Source organism: Pediococcus sp. EKM201D (assembly GCF_011800215.1).
Classification (GTDB): domain Bacteria; phylum Bacillota; class Bacilli; order Lactobacillales; family Lactobacillaceae; genus Pediococcus; species Pediococcus pentosaceus.
This window is the reverse complement of sequence record NZ_JAALFK010000001.1, coordinates 245,434-263,992: the sequence shown is the minus strand read 5'-3', so window position 1 is coordinate 263,992 and position 18,559 is coordinate 245,434. Positions and strand designations below refer to the sequence as shown.

Below are 18,559 nucleotides of genomic sequence, written 5' to 3'. Positions count from 1 at the left end.
TAGAATTCTCGATTATAGTATGCAGTAAAACATTATAGTAATTGATTGTGAACACCTTCTTTAACTAGAGTATACATGAAATAAGTAAAAATGTAATAGATGACGTATTGTACTTAGGTCAACAATGAAGAGGCTTACAAAAATGAAGAGGAATGTAAAGGGAATACGCAACGAGAGAACAATCCTGATTGGTTATTTAACAAAAAACAAACTAAGATACACAAATACTTACGTAATGATTGTTTTAGGAGAAACTAATGATAATTAAACATTAATAAATATTACGAAGATAGTAAATTATATGTCGAGTCTTGGTTACAAATAGATTCTTTTAGAAGAACATATTGTTTTTCTAGAAGAAAAATAAAAATATCCTCGAATTAACTTCGAGAGTACCGCGTAATTTAAAGTTGTCACTTCGATCATTTATTTTCAGGTTTCGGAGTGGGTGGCAATCGATCGCAGTTTCGAATATATACGAACTCTGGAAACAAAACCTCCACGAGGCCCAACTTCGTGGAAAGTTCTAGCAGGCTTATTATCAGTTCTTGGTTTGATATTTTCTGACATTAGCTTCTCTTCAATACATTAGTTTTCTATAGTAGTTGTTCCTACAAAAAACTATCATGAAGAACGGTAGGAACAACTACTAAATATAATGCATACTCGGTCTCCTCTGAAATACATAATACTAGCGATACAATATAGAAAAATAATAAGTTATCTACGAACAGGATAGTCAATTTAAAATTGTGAAAATGTATAATGAAGGCAACAGATAGTAGAGTAAGTTTATAAAAGTTTTAAAACGAAAAAATAATTTAAAACCGTCCTGAACACGACGTTAGACCGCTCTTTTTTATGCTCAAAACATGTCAATGGCTTAAAACTTTACAAGGCAACCCAAACAAGACTAAAAAAGAATGGTCTATCATGACAGAAAATGCACGAAAAGGATAACAGAGTAGTGAGAAGAACAAGACACAAGTGAGGAATGATTTAACCGCTGAAACCAAGAAGCAATTGCAAGCAGAAAAACAAAACTTTGGGGGAATTAATAAGACTTAAGCGTGTGAACTATGAGCGTGATCAAAACATCAAGTAAAAGAACAACCTTAGAATGTAAACGAAAGCAGTATAAAAATAAGGTATGTTTCTATTAAAGGTATAGTAGCTGATTCAAAAGCACTTAAACTACAGGTGTAGGAAAAATAATCGATTACAAAATAAAAGCCTATCTAGTCAAATTAATGATTAGATAGGCTTTTTTGTTTTATATTTATTTTCTGCGAAAACATCTAAAAAATGAGTTATGCAGGAAATTCGCAGGAAAATTAACATTTATGGCATTTTTTCAAACTCAATAATCCTTATTTACCGCCTTTTCCCTCAGTATCAGTCTTCAAAACGGTCATGAAGGCTTCTTGAGGAACTTCAACTTTACCAACGGATTTCATTCGTTTCTTACCACGCTTTTGTTTATCCAGCAATTTAGCACGACGGTCAGGATCACCGGTGTGAATCTTGGAAGTAACATCTTTACGATAAGCTCGAATGTTGGTACGAGCAATGATTTTATTTCCAATTGCAGCTTGGACTGGAATTTCAAAGTTTCGACGAGGGATGATTTCTTTCAGACTAGCGGTAATTTCGTTACCCCGTTGTTGCGCGAAGTCACGATGAGAGATGAAACTCAAAGCATCCACTCGTTCGCCATTCAATAAGATATCAATCTTAACCAGGTCGCTAACTTTATATTCACCGAGTTCATAATCGAGCGAAGCATAACCACGAGTGCTAGACTTCAACTTATCAAAGAAATCAAAGATAATTTCTGAAAGGGGAAGGGCATACTTAACGTTCACTCGGTTTTCATCGATGTAATCCATTGTATCGAAAATTCCCCGACGGAATTGCGATAATTCCATTACAGCACCGACATATTCATTAGGGACCATAATACTAGCATTTACGTAAGGCTCTTTAATATTTTTAATGCTAGAAGCATCAGGCATTTCAGAAGGATTTTCAACAATCTTTTCAGACCCATCCGTCATTTCGACGCGGTAGGTAACTGATGGTGCCGTCGTGATTAAGTCGAGGTTGAATTCTCGTTCTAATCGTTCTTGAACCACGTCCATGTGAAGTAGACCTAAGAATCCGCAACGGAAACCAAAACCTAAGGCTTGCGAAGATTCAGGTTCAAATTCCAAGGCGGCATCATTTAGTTGTAGTTTTTCAAGTGCTTCACGTAAGTCATTATATTTAGCATTATCGGTAGGATATAGACCAGAATAAACCATTGGACTCATTTCACGATAACCTTCTAAAGGCTGCGCCGCAGGATTCTTGACCAATGTAACTGTATCACCAACACGAGTATCTTTGATGTCCTTAATGCTGGCCGTTAAGTAACCGACATCCCCAGCCATTAAAAAGTCACGCTTCAAAGGATCAGGAGAGTTAACACCCACTTCGTTAACCTCGTAAACTGAACCGCTATTCATCAACTTAATCTTATCGCCAGGTTTAACCATCCCTTCAAATAAACGAACACTCAAAACAACTCCACGATAATCATCGTATTTCGAGTCGAAAATTAATGCCTGTAAGGGAGCATCTAGGTCACCATCTGGAGCCGGGATTTTTTCAACGATTTGTTCTAGTAATTCGGGAATTCCGATGCCTTGTTTGGCACTAGCCATCATGGCGTCGCTGGCGTCTAAGCCAACTACATTTTCGATTTCATTTTTAACCCGTTCAGGATCTGCAGCAGGTAAGTCAATTTTATTAATAACTGGTACAATTTCCAAATCATCATCGATAGCAAGATAAACGTTAGCCAAAGTTTGTGCTTCCACTCCTTGAGCTGCATCGACCACTAAGACGGCGCCTTCACAGGCGGCCAAGCTACGAGATACTTCATAGGAGAAGTCTACGTGTCCTGGGGTATCGATTAAATGGAAAATATATTTTTCACCATCATTTGCTGTATAGTGTAATTCAACAGCATTTAATTTGATAGTAATTCCACGTTCACGTTCAAGATCCATGGTATCCAGTAATTGATTTTGCATATCGCGCTTAGCAACCGTTTCTGTTAGTTCAAGAATTCGGTCGGCTAACGTGGATTTTCCATGATCTATATGGGCCACAATTGAGAAGTTTCGAATGTGGGCTTGACGATCTTGTAAATCTTTATATTCGTTCATAATAATTTCCTTTTCATAAGTAGTCACTGTATTAAATTATATCAGACCAAACCTTAAAGGTTAAACTAAGCTAAAAAATATTGTAAAAATATATCAATTCATTTTTTTGTTAACCGAACTATAAAATATAGTACCGGTTGAGGTTTCTCGGATTATAAATATGCTAAAATAGTAATATGAATTTTTCAGAAATTTAATTTTTAAGTTACAGCGGGGGAGTAAGGTCATGCCTGAAAAAAATCAGCCGGCAGTTGATACGCAGTCAAGTTCTGCACCAGTAACTAGTAGTTCTAAACCAGTAACTAATAATTCTTCAACATCAACTAAACCGAATAATAGTGGAGCCACCAATTCTAATACAAGCACCTCGGCGAGTCACCAAGCTAGTTCATCAGTGTCAACTAATAGCAACCATGATAAAGCGAGTTCGCAAACTAATAGCGAGTCTAGTGCCAAATCTGATAGTACATCTAAGGCTAGTTCACGAGTAAGTAGTAAGCAAAGTACTTATTATTACTACGTTAAACCTAATAGAGCAACTAATTCTTATGATAATTATAATAGCGATGATAGTGATGACACGGACGAAGAAGATTCTTCATCGAGCAGCAGTAAGAGCAGTTCGGAAGAAAAAGTTCATAAAGCTAAAAAAAGTCGGATTATTACTACAATTAAATCTGATTCAAATAGTGGTTCAGATATTGAATATCGAAATAGCCATGGTGGAATGATGACTTTCTTAGTAGTTTTGATTCTACTAGTTGGCGGCTATTTTATTTGGAAAAAACGACGTCAAAAACGTCCAACTAGCATTGGTAGACATCAAAAAAAGTAAAATAAAACCTCAAAATTTATAAATTTTGAGGTTTTTTATTTATCCAAAAAAGACAATTAATACCCGACCGACTAGGCCTAAAAGTACCAAACCGACCAAATTTAAAATTGAAAAACGTAACATGAAAGGCTCTGAGTGACGAATACGGAATTGTTTGTAGGCTAACAAATTAGCTAGTGAAGCCACTAGAGTTCCTAATCCACCAATATTAACGCCCAAAAAGAGAGGATAAACGTCATTAGTGAACTTGGAAAGGAGAATGGTGGCAGGTACGTTACTAATAATTTGACTACTAAAAATTGAACTAAGATAGATTGAAGTACTGGATTGTAGTAATTGATGCAGGGTCTGTGTAAGAATCGGATAGCGGCTTAGATTACCCGCTGCCATAAAAAAGAACAGGAAGGTGATTAATAAGCCATAATCTACTTTATCGAACACGTTATGATTAATTAACAGTCCTAAACCAATTGCACTAATGAGCATAACCTCAAGAGGCAAGATGGAGAAGACTCCTAACAAGACGATCACGGTAACCAACCCAGCAATGATGGTTTGTTTAAGATTAATTGCAGGAACGTTAATAGTCACACCATGAAGTGGGGTTTTAGGGACTAAAAGCAAGCAACTAGCTAAAAATAAAAGACTGGTTAAACTGATTGCTAGAGCCATTGTCAACATCTGGATAATGCTCAAATGATAGTAGTTTAGAATAAAGAGATTTTGCGGATTACCCATAGGAGTCAACATACTTCCTAAATTAGCTGCCATGGTAATTAAAATAGTAGGGATAACCAATTTTAGGTGTGCTTTTTCGCTGATAATAAATAAAAGTGGTAGTAAGGTAATAATCGCGACATCGTTGGTTAACAACATGGCACTGAAAAAAGATAGTAAAACCAACATCCCTACAATTTGGCGAGTGTTGGTGGCTTTTTGAATTAATACACTAGCGGCAAAACTTAATAAATGGAGTTCTTCATAGCATTTAACCACCACCATTAAAGCAAATAGAGCAAAAATGGTTTTCCAATTAATGTCACCTAACTGTAAAGGGCTTAGCAGACAACTAACTAAAAATACGCCCAAGGCAATCCACATGATTTTGTCATGCACAAGTTTATTTATAATAATGTCCAACTCCAGTTCATCGAGGTAATGTAATTTTAATCAGATTTAATTTAAAAACATAAAAAGCGCCTCAGAAGAGACGCTCCTAAACGATTGATTAAAGTTCTTCATTGTGTTGGTAATATAATGGTGATAAGTCGGTTGACTTAGTAATTAAGTTGGCACTTAAGGCTTGAAAAGCCTGAATTGCTGTAGCGCTAATTTCGTTTCCAGCTTGATTTAATAATTCTTCTAGGGCGGTTGTATCGGATAATTCTAAAGCTCGTTGTTCAAAATCATGCAGTTGATTCCGCATTTGAATGTTAACTTTTGAACGAGTTGTATTTAACTCTTTTACGAACTCCTTATAATGCGCATCGGTTAAGACACCAGCCAGTTTGAAAACCCAATAGGCAGAGTCGGCAGTGTAAACTTTAGCTCCATGATGATACATTTCAGGCGTTTCCGACATCCCTGCAAAAAACGGCACATATACACTTTGAGCCGCAACCCCCATGGCTAACCAATGGATTCCACCAACTTCAATAGGTTGATTAGGCTTAATTTGTAAGATGTGAGACTCTTGAGTAGCTGGAAGACTAATAGGACGGAAACGATGTTTTTCAGCTTCTGAGCCTGTTCCAACTGGGTTATATGGCGTTCCTTCATAATGAGAACTTAAAATTTGTTGGACATCTTCAATTTGAATTAATCGGCTGGCCTTACGAATAAATGGTAAGTCATGGCTAACTGGACTTTGGATAATTTCTGGATTAAGAATCCGCTGTCCTTCCCAAACACGAGGAGTGTTGTAATATTCATCAGAAAGATCATTTAAACCAAAAATGTTTCTGAAATTAAAACTGGTTGGGTTGGGATTTAAATGATGCATTGCAACAAATTGTTTAAGATCAGCCTTAAACATAAAGTTTTCTGGATCTTCAAAATCAACTTCTTGGATAGAAAGTTGGTTAGAAACTACCGCATAACTATCATCTGGAATCCGTTGTGCAACCCACTGGTGTCCACCTGCAGTCTCCATATACCAAACTTCATTAGCGTCGGAGAAAAGAATTCCATTAGTCTCGTTGGTACCATATTTTTCAATAATAGCGCCGAGGTATTTCACACCTTCCCGAGCAGATTTGATATAGGGCGAAGTAACTGTAACCATTGCCTCTTCACCAATTCCATTTTCAACTAAGGGATCATAACCGAGGACTCGATTATTAGTGTAGGCACTCTCGGTGGCACTCATTGCTACCCCATATTCATTGATACCATCTTCTTCAAATAAGCCGAATTCAGTGGTCCATTCCGGAGTGGCGGTATATTTTCCTCGCACTGGGGGAAGGGGCATCGTAAATTGGTTATCACTAGATTTAAATTCAGTATTAGCTGCTTCATCATGAGGATGAACGGTAAAATGCTTGGGCCAAGCTGATTTAGCATCTTCATTTCTCGCAATGATGGTTGATCCATCAGCCGTAGCTGCTTTACCAGCTAAAAAACTTGTACATGCAGAATATTTATTGTCGATAATAAGGACCTTCTTCCGTAAATTACTTAATCATAGTTTATCACACAGAAAAGTACTTTGAATTATTTCTGTTTCATGAGAATATATATATGGGTTTAAATGGATAATTTAAGGAGGAAATAAAGATGCCATTAATTCATATTGATTTAATCGAAGGTCGGAATGAAGACCAACTTCGTGGACTAGTTAAAGACGTTACCGCAGCCGTCGTTAAAAACACGGGGGCTCCAGCAGAACACGTGCATGTTGTGCTAAATGAAATGTCAAAAAATCATTATTCGGTTGCCGGAACTTTAAAGAGCGACGAAAAATAATAAAAAAACTTCAAAATCAACTGAAAGATCAGTGATTTTGAAGTTTTTTACTCGGCTAAACCGAGATATTCATTGAGATACTTTGCAACACCATCTTCGGTATTATCAAATTCAGTAATATCATTAGCAATTCCTTTAATTTGGTCCGTAGCATTTTTCATTGCCACTCCACGGCCAACATAATCTAGCATTTCAGCATCGTTATGTTCATCTCCAAAGGCAATTGTATCCCGTCGATCAATATGATAGTAATCTGCTAAGTAGGCCACCGCCTTGGCTTTCTGAATACCTTTAGAAACGATTTCCAGAACACTTTGGGGTCCGCCCCAAACGCCGACAGTAATATATTCCCCATAATAGTGTAGTAATTGATTTTTAACTTTTTGAGCACTATTAGGTTCCACTAAAATCGTAATTGAAGTTGGATTAGTTCTTAACGTTTTTTCGGTTAAAATTTGGTCATTGGAAATTTCATGAGGAAAAAATTCAAATGAAGCGGGAGCCGCATGATCCGCAAAAAATGAATCTTTACTTTCAACCGCAAGTAATTGAATACCGTAGTCATCTTTATGCTTCATCAGATCGTAGACGACCGCTTTGTTGATGGTTCTGGAATATTCACCATCCCATTTTTGGTGAGGAATATGTGTTAAAGCCCCATTAAAATTCGCCATCGGCGTTTTAAGGCTAAGTTCATCGTAAATATCGCGAGCCATGCGATAAGGTCGTCCCGTAACAATGGAAACGATGTGTCCAGCTGCCGTGGCATTTTTGATAGTTTTAATGGTTTGAGGTGAGAGTTGACTACTTGAATTTAAGGTGGTGCCATCTAAATCAAGAGTGATTAATTTTTGATGCATTTGATCGCTCCTTTTACTATTTTCTGTATTACTTATAAGTTAACATGGTTAAATTTAAAAAACTAGAGTACTTTAGGAAGTTAAATGAATTGTTAAGGTGGCTCAACCCGTTTTTTTTCTGTATAATTAAGTCCAGTTTTATGGCGAATGAATAAAGAATAGAAGGAATATTTAAAAATGCAACTACCAGTTGATTTTAAGAAAAAATATGAAAAATTACTTGGGGATCAAGCCGAAGCTTTTTTAGCGAGCTTCGATAATCCTGTTCAAAAGGGATTTCGGATTAATCCGCTTAAATATCACGGACATCTTCATGAACATGCAATGCAACAATCTGTGGGTTATTCAGCTTGGGGCTATTTTGGTAAAGTACGTGGGAAAACCATCGATCATCAAAGTGGACTGGTTTACAGCCAGGAACCAAGTGCCATGCTGGTCGGTGAATTTGCCCATCCTAAACCAGGTCAAAAAGTGTTAGATTTGTGCGCCGCACCAGGTGGAAAGACTACTTATTTAGCTAGTTTCATGGATCAACAAGGGTTATTAGTTTCTAATGAAATCAATCGAGGCCGAGCTAAAATCTTGGCTGAGAACGTTGAACGCTTTGGTATTCAGAATGCGGTGATTTTAAATGAGTCACCTGATCGAATGGAAGATCGTTTTGCCAATTATTTCGATGTGATTGTGGTGGATGCGCCTTGTTCTGGGGAAGGAATGTTTAGAAAAGATCCTGCAGCCATGGAATATTGGAATAAAGATTACCCATCTGAGTGCGCTAATCGCCAAAGAGAAATTTTAAAGAGCGCGATGAAGATGTTGGCCCCTAAGGGAACTTTAGTTTATTCGACGTGTACCTTTGCTCCTGAAGAAGATGAACAAATTATCGCTTGGTTATTAGATAACTACGAAAATCTAGCATTGGTGGATGTCCCTAAACAAGATGACATGGATGCAGGGCGTCCGGAGTGGGCCGACGGCAATCCAGAACTAACCAAGGCGGTACGTTTATTCCCTCATCATTTTCAGGGTGAAGGACATTTTATGGCAAAACTGGTCAATCACGGGATGGAGACGCCCACTGAAAAGCCCCGAGCTAAGAAGAAAAAGAAACAATCAAGTAATTCAAAGTCCCTAAACAAGACCCAGGTGAAATTGTGGGAGACTTTTGCTAAAGCGTTTTTGAAAGATTCGAATTATTTCGATTTAGCTCATTTAATGGTTCAAAAAGATCGCTTATATTATCAAAGTGAGCGTTTAGATTTAGAAGGATTAAGGTATATCAAGCCTGGATTAGAGCTGGGAGAATTTAAGAAAAATCGTTTTGAACCCAGCCAGAGCCTTTTAATGGCCCTCCCCGTTGATGAATTCCAACAAGTTGTTAAAATTACAGCTGAGGAGTGGCGTCAATATGTGCATGGCGACGTTCTGTCGACAACTACTGCTGGTAAAGGTTGGGTAGCCGTAGCTGTAGATGACACAGTGGTTGGACCTGGTAAGTTAGTACAAGGTACGGTTAAAAACTTCTATCCCAAAGGGTTACGGATGAACTTTTGATTTACTAAAGTGAATAAAAATTAATTTAAAAAATGATCTCTAGAATTAGGACTGGTTAAGCTAATTTTAGGGCTCTTTTTTATTTTTAGCTTTTTAAGATAATACTTTGAAAAACAAATCTCACAATAAAAACGGGGATGAATCGTAATTTAATGCTAGGATGGTTAAGTAAACGGTATAGTTAGGTGCTGAATGAGTAGTTGATTATTTTTTTTATTAAAAAGGGGATATATTACAAAAATGTTTAATTGGTTCAAACTAAATGGTTACAGCATTAGTGTTGCTCTTTTAGTTAGTTTTATTTTAATAATAAAAGTTTATTTAGACTGGGGAATCTTAATTATTACTGGATCAATTTTCATTATCGTAGGTCTTCAAAGGTTTAGATAAGTGCTAAAAAATTATTTACACTAATCGGGTATATAGTTATAATGTACTGATGTTATATCCGATAAAGTGAGAAGAGTAAATTTAAAGTAGCGAGGCTATACGATACCTATGGTTGAGGAATTGAAAAAGCTATTTAATAATCGAGGGTTGGTTCTATTTTTATTAGAAGCACTCTTGGTACTGATTGTGATAGTATCGATAATACTAGAAGCAGTAAAAATCAATGACATTCATACTGTTAATGCAATGCGCAGTGACTTTATCGCAAAGCAAAAAAAGGAAGAACGTGCATTTAGTCGTGCCGAAAGAAATCTTATTAAAAAAACTAAAGAAACTACGCCTAAGGTCAATGATGAGAAAGTTTTAAACGGACGGTTAAGTCCTTATCTTGAAAATACTGATGCAGAAGTATCCGTCGCGGTCTATTCAAAAAAGAATAACCGTATTTATCAAACAACTAATAGTAAAAGAACCACTTATCCTTCTGCTAGTATTATTAAAGCCGATTTTTTAGTAGAACTTTTGCATCAGAAACATAAAGCTGGTCAGAGTCTAGATGTTAACGAACAAGCTGTGATCCAAAAGATGATGGAGTATAGTGACAACGATGCGGCTACTAATGTTTATAATCAAATTGGTGGGTATAGTGGCTTAGCTAGGTACTTTAGTAATGTTGGAATGGATGGATCGGTAGCTTTGACCACTGGATGGGCGTTGACGGCTACGACACCGCTTGATCAAATTAAAACACTTAATATAATTTTTTATCAAAGCAATTATATTAGTGATACTTCAAGAAGTTATATTGAATATTTGATGGGTCATGTAGCTGAAGACCAAAACTGGGGGATATCAGTCGGTTCTAAGCATTTTTGTTTGAAAAATGGTTGGAAGCAAATGCCAAATGGTAAATGGATTATTAATAGTATGGGACAGATTGGAACTGGTCAGAATAGCTGTACGATTGCGATAATGTCTACTGGAAATAAAACCGAACAAAGTGGAGAAAAATTAGTGGAAGATCTCACTAAGGCGGTTAGTAGCGAACTAAAAATTAAATAAAAAATAAAAGAAGGACGTCCTTTAGGGATGTCCTTCTTTTATTTTTTATATGTTTAATTGGAGATAGATTCCAAACGGATTAACCTTGTCCATAGATAATTACTGGTTCATCTACGGTTGTTTTTTGATATAGTTTCACCATATCCTTAGGTGGAACGTTGATACAACCGTTAGAGCCATGATTGTAACGCTGACTAGGATTACCAAATACAGAGGCTTGTACCCATGGAGCGGAATGAATAAATATCCCGTCATCGGTTAAATTGTCTGCTTGTGGCACGTAAGATTTATAAGGTTCTCCATTTTTTTCATAACCTCGCATAGTTATAGGCGCAATTTTGAATTTAATGAAATAAGCGCCTGTTGGGGTAGCAATATTAATTTTGGGAGATCCAGTGTTAATCCGAATTTTTTGCGCCACTGTTTGATTTTGTACTAAATATAGTCGTTCATGCGTTAAATCTATTTCGATATGATCGGAATTAGCTATTTTTTTATGCCAATTTTTTTGATTTAGCGTTTGATTAGCCTGATTGAAGTTTTTAGCTGAAACATTATTTTTTCCTGCCAGTAAACTTTGGATAAGATGTTGTGCTTCACTATCCGTATTTAAACTCCAACCTAGAGTGCCCTCAGCGTTACTAAAAGATACCTGTTTGCCTTGGACTGTTGTAAAGGTTAAATTTTGTGCTCCAGAAAGCGTGTATTTATGGTTAAAACGCTTAATGAATTTATAGGCGGGCTTTAAGTCGATTGATGGACCATCTTTACTAATCGTTCCATTTTCTATTAAATCACTTACTTGACCAGTAATTTGGTGTCCTTTAGCTCGAAACGTAAACTGCTTTTTTAATAGTAATCTGATTTTTTTAGCCGTGGTTTTTCCACTCCATGTTTCAGAAAGTAATGGGGCAGTGATTTCAACGTGTTTATTAGGTGTATTTAAAAGTTTATCACTAACTTTTTCCACGGTCTGATTTACCGATATCTGATTACCAGAGTGAGCGGACAATAAAGAAACTTTTCCATCTTGGATCATTACTTTTCCATTTTGTGGCATGGTCCGTGAAGCATTAATTGCTTCTAAATGTTTTTGTAAAGACGGTTGATCTGTTTTTATAGCAGAAAGCAGGGCGCTTTTTTTATATAAAGTTAAAGCTTTAAATTGTTTGGTACTATGGTTAATCGACCACCATAGTCGATTCCTTTGTTCAGTTAGTCGATACTTCAATTGCGTTTCATAATCGGTAACTGGAATGTTATTAAACTTTTTACTAGCTAACACCTTCTTGTTTTGGGGATCGTTAATAGTATAACTTGGCGTCACCCGTTGGTTCTCAATTTTTTTAACTGCCTCTTGATAATTGAGGTGGCTAATATTGATATTATCAATCGTGGTATTTGTCCAAAAATGTGTCGATTGATAATAGAGTTGTTGAATTATTAGAATACCTAATATTAAGCAAGCTATTCCTAGTCTCCATGCTAGTTTACGTTTCTTATTAATTTGCATTTTATTGGCTTCTTTCTATTTCACTTTTATTTCATAAATATTACATCAATGTTACATTTTTGTGAAGCAGTTATTACGAAATCCTTGATAAATTTTTAAAATTAATTAATACGTAAATGCTTTAGAAGGACATAAAACTATTATTTAAATGCAAAAATTAAAATAACGTTTATTAAATATTTACAAGTACTATGGCAATATGACTTAAGTTTATCAGCATTAAATGTTGCTTTTTTGCGACAAATGTATTAATCTAACTTTATTAACTTACAAAAAGTAAGTAAATGGAGGGATTAATCATGGTAAACGTAGATAAATTAGAATTTGGAATTGAAACTTTTGGTGATATTGTTGCCAATGAAGATGGTAGTTTAAAATCAGCCGCTGAATCGATTCGACAAATTGTTCACGAAGGCGAAATTGCTGATAAGTATGGAATCGATGTGATTGGAGTCGGTGAACATCATCGCCCTGATTACAGTGTGTCTAGTCCTGAAACTGTCTTGGCTGCAATCGCATCCGTAACTCAAAAGATCAAACTAGCTACAGCCGTAACAGTCTTAAGTTCGGATGATCCTGTTCGAGTTTATGAACGTTTTGCCACACTGGATGGCTTATCTAATGGACGAGCACAAGTGATGCTTGGTCGGGGTTCCTTTACCGAATCATTTCCTTTATTTGGATATGATTTAACTGATTATGATGATTTGTTCAATGAAAAACTAGAACTATTTGATAAATTACGTACAGAAAAAGCCGTAACATGGTCGGGAAAATTCCGAGCAGCTTTAAAGGAGCAGGAAGTTTATCCTAAGACAGAGAGGGGTAAGCTGGAAACTTATATTGGAATTGGTGGCTCTCCTGAATCGATTATTCGTGCCGCTCGGTTTGGTTATAAAGTTATAATTGCCATTATCGGCGGCCAAGCTGATCGATTCAAACCGTATATTGATTTGTATCACAAAGCTAACCAAAAATTTGGGACTCCAGATCTACCAATTGCGGTTCACTCTCATGGATTTGTTGCAGATGACAATCATGAAGCCGTTGAAGTAGCTTTTAAAAATATTAAAGCGAATTTTGATCGAATCGGACTTACCCGTGGTTGGGCTCCTATGAGTCGTGAACAATTTGATAGTGAAACTAAAGTTGGTTCATTTTATGTGGGTGATCCTGAAACGGTTGCGCAACGAATTGCTCGGACCATAGATTTACTTAATTTAGGTCGCTTTGACTTAGTGTATGGTGCTGGTAATCAGACCGCTGCACAACGTGAGCGTATGATTGAACTATATGCCACAAAAGTCATCCCTAGAGTTAAAGAGATTTTAAAAAGCAAAGGGGGCGCAGAATAATGACCATTAAACGAGTCGGAATTTTAGGTGCCGGTAAAGTGGGGATTGTTTTAGCTGGGTTAGCCTTAAAGGCCGGCTATGAAGTACGAATTTCAGGGTCAGGTTCAGTTGATAAAATTGATTTAACAATTAGTACTCTGGTTCCAGGCGCCATTGCTTCTGAAAATGCCGAAGTGGTCGCTAATAGTGACATTATCATTTTAGCAATTCCACTAAGCCGTTATAAAAATATCGATCCTACGTTACTTAAAGGTAAATTAGTGATTGATGCGATGAACTACTGGTGGGAAACGGATGGCATTCGCGAGGAGGTCCTAGATCCAACCTTAACTTCTAGTGAGCAAGTTCAAAACTACTTTAAGGACAGTACTATTGTCAAAACGTTTAATCATATGGGATACCACAATCTTCAAGAAGAGGCTTTACCAAAAGGTGACCCTAAACGCAAGGCTTTGTTCGTTACGGGTGATAATCATGCAGCTGTTGATGAAGTAACAAAATTTGTTGATTCAATGGGATTTGACCAAGTGGTTCATTATAAGCTCACTGATGGAATTATGACTGAACCTGGTAGTCCACTGTTTGGGGCTAGTCTAAAATATCAAGAATTAAAACAAATTATTGATAATTTTGACCATACTGACTTTGGACGTAAAATTAGTAGTACTTTGAATTGAAAAAACTACCTTGAATAAATTTCAAGGTAGTTTTTTATATATCTTCCTGATAAGTCTGTTAAAGTAATAATTATTTTTAATCGAGAGCTAGATATATTGATTGAGGAAATTTAAAACAGTAGGATATACGATTTCTAGATATCCTTTTGCATGCTGAGTACCAGGTAACATCCATTCCACGTAGGGAACGTTTTTACTAGTTAAAATTTTTGCCATTTCTAAAACACCACTTGTTGGCACAAATTCATTTAATGAGTTTGCTAAAAACATCGGTCCGGGTTGACTGTTGACATGTTTGTAGGGGGTTGCTAGTGAATATTGATCTGAGTTTCCGTTAAAATAATTAGTAACAAACCATTTATAAAAAGCGTCGTTTTGACCAGTCTGGTTTATTTCAGAACTTTTGGAATTTGTAAAATCTTGTTTATGATCAGGTTGAGCAATTACGGCAGTATGCTCATTTAACCAATCATCAATATCAAGAATCCCAGACAAAGAAACAATCGGGAGTCCATATTTAATTCCCATTTCGACAGCCATGTTTCCACCAGCAGATGAACCAACTACGGCAATTCGATCACTATCAAACAATTTTGAAGAAGTTTTAATCCAGTGATATAAAGTATCCATATCGTCTAAAGGTGCTGGATAATAAGCGTCTGGAGTTAATCGATAGTTAGGAACAATAACGGAAAATCCGTCCTTTACCAAAGCTTCCGCTAAATCTTGATCTTTAGCTTTGTCACCTCTAAACCAGCCTCCGCCATGGATATCAATAATCAAGCCCTTAGAAGCATTATCAGGTTGGTATAAGTCAGCTTTTAAAGCGTGAATTTCATCGTAAATTAAATCATTCTTAATTTTCATTACGTTCCTTCTCTCTAGTTATTTGAAAGATTTGGTTATCACTCTAAAACTAGTCTAATTTAGTTGTCAAAACGGGTGTTAGTTTAATAATCAATTCATCTCGACGTCAGTTTATTACAACTAATGAGCTTTTTCAAAGATTAATACTTGCATTTAATTAACGATTAACTTACAATAAGTAAGTGAAATAGCAAGTAGAAATCTGTTACTATTCTGTTCTTTGCTATCAGTAAATTTTAGAATAGTTAATCTTAAAATTAGTAGTGATTTGGATGGGGGCATATATTATGACAATGATTAATGGTTATGAACAAAGTGATCGTGAAGAAAAAATTGACATTTTAAATTTGGAGTCTTTGGAAGAAAGAGCCGAAAAGATTATTCCAACTGGTGGGTTTGGATATATCTCTGGTGGTTCTGAAGATGAATGGACTCTCCGACAAAATCGAACTGCATTCCAGCATCGACAAATCGCGCCCAAAGCTTTGAGTGGAATTGAAAAACCAGAACTAAATACAGAAATCTTTGGAATTCCATTGAATACTCCAGTGATGATGGCGCCAGCTGCAGCTCAAGGCTTAGCACATTCACAAGGTGAAAAAGATACAGCTAGAGGTCTTGCCGCAGTAGGAGGCTTAATGGCACAAAGCACATATTCATCAGTTTCTATTGCTGATACGGCAGCTGCTGGTGAAGGTGCTCCTCAATTTTTCCAGCTTTACATGAGTAAGGACTGGAATTTTAATGAGAGCTTGCTAGATGAGGCTAAAAAAGCTCATGTTAAAGCAATTATTTTGACCGTAGATGCCACTGTTGATGGTTATCGAGAAGCTGATATTAAAAATAAGTTTGCATTTCCACTTCCAATGGCTAACTTAACTAAGTTTTCCGAGGGTGATGGTCAAGGAAAAGGAATTGAAGAAATCTACGCTTCTGCAGCTCAAAATATAAGACCGGAAGATGTTAGAAGAATTGCTGATTACACACAATTACCCGTAATTGTTAAAGGAATTCAAACTCCTGAGGATGCTATTCGAGCAATTGATGCTGGGGCAGCCGGCATTTATGTATCAAACCATGGAGGTCGTCAGCTAAACGGGGGACCTGGATCTTTTGATGTTTTGGAAGATATCGCTACCTCCGTTAATAAGCAGGTGCCAATTATCTTTGATAGTGGTGTACGTCGTGGTTCAGATGTATTTAAAGCTTTGGCTAGTGGCGCAGACATCGTGGCTTTGGGTCGTCCAGTAATTTATGGATTAGCTTTAGGTGGTGCCAAAGGGGTTCAATCTGTATTTGAACATATAGGCCATGAACTTGAAATTGTGATGCAACTAGCAGGTACTAAAACCATTGATGATATTAAAAATAACCCACTACTAAACATCAAATATTAATTGATAAAATCCTCCAATTCTGGGGGATTTTTTAGATATCGAGGAACTTTTTTGATATGTCGGCTACTAGATACTGATGGGTATTTATTGACTTAATAGACAAATGTTATAATTGTGGTATAAAAAATTGATTAAAAAGGATGCAATTTATTATGAATAAAGAACGCTTTGAGGCTTTTACGGACGCCGTAATTGCCATTATAATGACTATTTTAGTATTAGATATACATCTACCTACAGATGATCATTCGATGCGAGCGATTATTGCCATTGCTCCTTCATTTCTTGCATATATCGTTAGTTTTACAATACTAGCAGTCATGTGGGTTAACCATCATAATTTATTTCTTCATGTGAAAACGGTAAATCATAAAATTCTATATACCAATATATTTCTATTGTTTTGGGCAACTTTATTACCAGCTACCACAGCTTGGTTCGGTTCAGACATCTACTCATCAACGGCAGCTTGGCTGTACGCTGTCAACGTCATTGTTTACAACATTTCTTTCTCAATGGTGAGAAATGAAGTTTTAAAAATCAATGATAGGTTGAAGCATTTATACATTACAGAGATAGCATCGCTGATTTTAAATATTATTGCATTGTTTATTGTATTCTTCTGGCCTCCCTTTATTATGATAAGTTTGTTAATGGACATTCTACTGTGGTCGATTCAACCGGTGGTTCGTCATAAAGGATAAGGTGAGCTATTGATTAATGCTTAAATTAGTTGTGTTCTAATAAAATTGTTAAGATAAAAAAACTCCGCGCTGTTATTAGTGAGAATAATAACAGTACGGAGTTTTTTGTAATTAAATCATATTTGATGCTCATAAAAATATGCCCCGACAAAATCGAAAACATATTTAACGACACTTTTAAAATAAATTTTTCTCAGAAAGTTCGTTGATAGATTTAACGCCCAACAGTACCAAGAGGCTCTTTAGTTGGTACTTCATCTGCTCAATCATTTCAACCATAAATGCATCGTCATGGTGGAGTAGCTGATGGAGGAAGTAGCCCGCAATTCCCACGTTATCAGCCCCTAAAGCCAGACTTTTAATAATATCACTTGAATTACGAATACCGCCAGTAGCGGTAATTGACAAGCCATCAACCGTAATTGATTTAAGTGACTCTACCGTTGTTAAACCAAACGATGTCATAAAATCAAAATCTTTAGTGTGACGACGAGCATTTTCGATTTGAATAAAGTTAGTACCGCCTCGACCACCAACATCAATAAACTTTACGCCAACTTTTTTTAGGGCGAGGGCATCTTGATGAGTCATTCCCGCACCGACCGCTTTAACAATCACGGGTACTTTCAGGTTAGAAACGATTTCAGCAATATGATCTAGGTAATCAAAGGTACGGTCACCCTCAGGCATAACTAGCTCCTGAGCAACATTGATATGTAACTGTAGGGCGTTCGCTTGAAGCATGTCTACAGCTGCCTGCGCTTTAGCAACACTAGCATCCGCCCCAACATTCGCCATAATCAATCCTTGGGGATTAGTTTCTCGCACAATTTTAAATGTGTCTGCTAGTTCAGGATATTTTAAAGCGACTGATTGAGAGCCAACGGCCATCGCTAAATCAGTTTCTTGCGCAATTTTAGCAAGCCGTGCATTTAATTTGGCGGTGTAGGCACTTCCACCCGTCATAGCCTGAATGAAGAAGGGGAGGGGCATTTTTAGCCCTGCCAGGGTAGTTTCTAAACTAACCTCTGAAATTCCTGTTTCAGGTAATGCATTTGGTAATAAGCGAATTGTATCAAACCCAGCACTGGCAGTCGGGCTGTAAAATTTTTCAGCCAATGAAATGTGTTCATCTTTACGATGAGAATGAATATTTTTCATGACAACTC

At 36.6% G+C, this 18,559-nt stretch carries 15 protein-coding genes; 8 read left to right on the top strand and 7 right to left on the bottom strand.

Annotated elements, in window-relative coordinates:
• Nucleotides 1–1,370: 1,370 nt before the first annotated feature.
• Nucleotides 1,371–3,212, bottom strand: a complete 1,842-nt coding sequence (gene lepA, locus HFC68_RS01265) for a translation elongation factor 4 (RefSeq protein WP_167399576.1) — start codon at nucleotides 3,210–3,212, stop codon at nucleotides 1,371–1,373.
• A 226-nt stretch (nucleotides 3,213–3,438) separates the two neighbouring features.
• On the opposite strand from lepA, the gene HFC68_RS01260 reads away from it, so the two are divergent.
• Nucleotides 3,439–4,047, top strand: a complete 609-nt coding sequence (locus HFC68_RS01260) for a hypothetical protein (RefSeq protein ID WP_011673335.1) — start codon at nucleotides 3,439–3,441, stop codon at nucleotides 4,045–4,047.
• A 39-nt stretch (nucleotides 4,048–4,086) separates the two neighbouring features.
• Here the strand turns inward: HFC68_RS01260 and HFC68_RS01255 are convergent, their stop codons facing one another.
• Nucleotides 4,087–5,187, bottom strand: coding sequence for an SLC13 family permease (locus tag HFC68_RS01255; RefSeq protein ID WP_041526963.1), 1,101 nt, complete (start codon nucleotides 5,185–5,187; stop codon nucleotides 4,087–4,089).
• Nucleotides 5,188–5,275: 88 nt separating this feature from the next.
• Nucleotides 5,276–6,697 (bottom strand): C69 family dipeptidase, encoded by a 1,422-nt coding sequence (locus HFC68_RS01250; protein WP_167399672.1) that lies wholly within the window; start codon nucleotides 6,695–6,697, stop codon nucleotides 5,276–5,278.
• A 125-nt stretch (nucleotides 6,698–6,822) separates the two neighbouring features.
• On the opposite strand from HFC68_RS01250, the gene HFC68_RS01245 reads away from it, so the two are divergent.
• Nucleotides 6,823–7,011, top strand: a complete 189-nt coding sequence (locus HFC68_RS01245) for a 2-hydroxymuconate tautomerase (RefSeq protein ID WP_002833641.1) — start codon at nucleotides 6,823–6,825, stop codon at nucleotides 7,009–7,011.
• Between the two features lie 47 nt (nucleotides 7,012–7,058).
• On the opposite strand, the gene HFC68_RS01240 is transcribed toward HFC68_RS01245, so the two are convergent.
• Complete coding sequence (locus HFC68_RS01240; protein WP_011673338.1) at nucleotides 7,059–7,871, bottom strand: Cof-type HAD-IIB family hydrolase; 813 nt, start codon at nucleotides 7,869–7,871, stop codon at nucleotides 7,059–7,061.
• A 177-nt stretch (nucleotides 7,872–8,048) separates the two neighbouring features.
• On the opposite strand from HFC68_RS01240, the gene HFC68_RS01235 reads away from it, so the two are divergent.
• Nucleotides 8,049–9,425: an RsmB/NOP family class I SAM-dependent RNA methyltransferase gene (locus tag HFC68_RS01235; RefSeq protein ID WP_099299610.1), complete on the top strand. Its 1,377-nt coding sequence runs from the start codon at nucleotides 8,049–8,051 to the stop codon at nucleotides 9,423–9,425.
• Between the two features lie 498 nt (nucleotides 9,426–9,923).
• On the top strand, nucleotides 9,924–10,877 hold the full coding sequence (locus HFC68_RS01230; RefSeq protein WP_011673340.1) for a hypothetical protein: 954 nt from the start codon (nucleotides 9,924–9,926) through the stop codon (nucleotides 10,875–10,877).
• 79 nt (nucleotides 10,878–10,956) lie between these two features.
• On the opposite strand, the gene HFC68_RS01225 is transcribed toward HFC68_RS01230, so the two are convergent.
• Nucleotides 10,957–12,390, bottom strand: a complete 1,434-nt coding sequence (locus HFC68_RS01225) for a L,D-transpeptidase/peptidoglycan binding protein (protein WP_055126237.1) — start codon at nucleotides 12,388–12,390, stop codon at nucleotides 10,957–10,959.
• Between the two features lie 299 nt (nucleotides 12,391–12,689).
• Here HFC68_RS01225 and HFC68_RS01220 point away from each other — a divergent pair, with 299 nt between their 5' ends.
• Both HFC68_RS01220 and HFC68_RS01215 read left to right on the top strand, forming a co-directional pair.
• Complete coding sequence (locus tag HFC68_RS01220) at nucleotides 12,690–13,745, top strand: LLM class flavin-dependent oxidoreductase (RefSeq protein WP_011673342.1); 1,056 nt, start codon at nucleotides 12,690–12,692, stop codon at nucleotides 13,743–13,745.
• A complete protein-coding gene (locus tag HFC68_RS01215) occupies nucleotides 13,742–14,422 on the top strand; it encodes an NADPH-dependent F420 reductase (RefSeq protein ID WP_029257941.1) in 681 nt (226 codons plus the stop codon). The genes HFC68_RS01220 and HFC68_RS01215 overlap by 4 nt, the downstream gene beginning before the upstream one ends.
• 87 nt (nucleotides 14,423–14,509) lie before the next feature.
• Here HFC68_RS01215 and HFC68_RS01210 read toward each other — a convergent pair whose 3' ends face one another.
• A complete protein-coding gene (locus HFC68_RS01210) occupies nucleotides 14,510–15,289 on the bottom strand; it encodes an alpha/beta hydrolase (RefSeq protein WP_011673343.1) in 780 nt (259 codons plus the stop codon).
• A 287-nt stretch (nucleotides 15,290–15,576) separates the two neighbouring features.
• Here HFC68_RS01210 and HFC68_RS01205 point away from each other — a divergent pair, with 287 nt between their 5' ends.
• Nucleotides 15,577–16,686: a lactate oxidase gene (locus HFC68_RS01205; RefSeq protein ID WP_167399575.1), complete on the top strand. Its 1,110-nt coding sequence runs from the start codon at nucleotides 15,577–15,579 to the stop codon at nucleotides 16,684–16,686.
• Nucleotides 16,687–16,838: 152 nt separating this feature from the next.
• Nucleotides 16,839–17,390: a TMEM175 family protein gene (locus HFC68_RS01200; protein ID WP_011673345.1), complete on the top strand. Its 552-nt coding sequence runs from the start codon at nucleotides 16,839–16,841 to the stop codon at nucleotides 17,388–17,390.
• A 177-nt stretch (nucleotides 17,391–17,567) separates the two neighbouring features.
• Here the strand turns inward: HFC68_RS01200 and fni are convergent, their stop codons facing one another.
• Complete coding sequence (fni, locus tag HFC68_RS01195; protein ID WP_011673346.1) at nucleotides 17,568–18,551, bottom strand: type 2 isopentenyl-diphosphate Delta-isomerase; 984 nt, start codon at nucleotides 18,549–18,551, stop codon at nucleotides 17,568–17,570.
• Between the last annotated feature and the right edge of the window lie 8 nt (nucleotides 18,552–18,559).

Excerpts from the sequence above, each read along its gene's own strand:
- fni (WP_011673346.1), bottom strand. The coding sequence starts at position 18,551 with ATGAAAAATATTCATTCTCATCGTAAAGATGAACACATTTCATTGGCT.
- HFC68_RS01245 (WP_002833641.1), top strand. The coding sequence starts at position 6,823 with ATGCCATTAATTCATATTGATTTAATCGAAGGTCGGAATGAAGACCAA.
- HFC68_RS01240 (WP_011673338.1), bottom strand. The coding sequence starts at position 7,871 with ATGCATCAAAAATTAATCACTCTTGATTTAGATGGCACCACCTTAAAT.
- lepA (WP_167399576.1), bottom strand. The coding sequence starts at position 3,212 with ATGAACGAATATAAAGATTTACAAGATCGTCAAGCCCACATTCGAAAC.
- HFC68_RS01210 (WP_011673343.1), bottom strand. The coding sequence starts at position 15,289 with ATGAAAATTAAGAATGATTTAATTTACGATGAAATTCACGCTTTAAAA.
- HFC68_RS01200 (WP_011673345.1), top strand. The coding sequence starts at position 16,839 with ATGAATAAAGAACGCTTTGAGGCTTTTACGGACGCCGTAATTGCCATT.
- HFC68_RS01225 (WP_055126237.1), bottom strand. The coding sequence starts at position 12,390 with ATGCAAATTAATAAGAAACGTAAACTAGCATGGAGACTAGGAATAGCT.
- HFC68_RS01235 (WP_099299610.1), top strand. The coding sequence starts at position 8,049 with ATGCAACTACCAGTTGATTTTAAGAAAAAATATGAAAAATTACTTGGG.
- HFC68_RS01260 (WP_011673335.1), top strand. The coding sequence starts at position 3,439 with ATGCCTGAAAAAAATCAGCCGGCAGTTGATACGCAGTCAAGTTCTGCA.
- HFC68_RS01205 (WP_167399575.1), top strand. The coding sequence starts at position 15,577 with ATGACAATGATTAATGGTTATGAACAAAGTGATCGTGAAGAAAAAATT.
- HFC68_RS01230 (WP_011673340.1), top strand. The coding sequence starts at position 9,924 with ATGGTTGAGGAATTGAAAAAGCTATTTAATAATCGAGGGTTGGTTCTA.
- HFC68_RS01220 (WP_011673342.1), top strand. The coding sequence starts at position 12,690 with ATGGTAAACGTAGATAAATTAGAATTTGGAATTGAAACTTTTGGTGAT.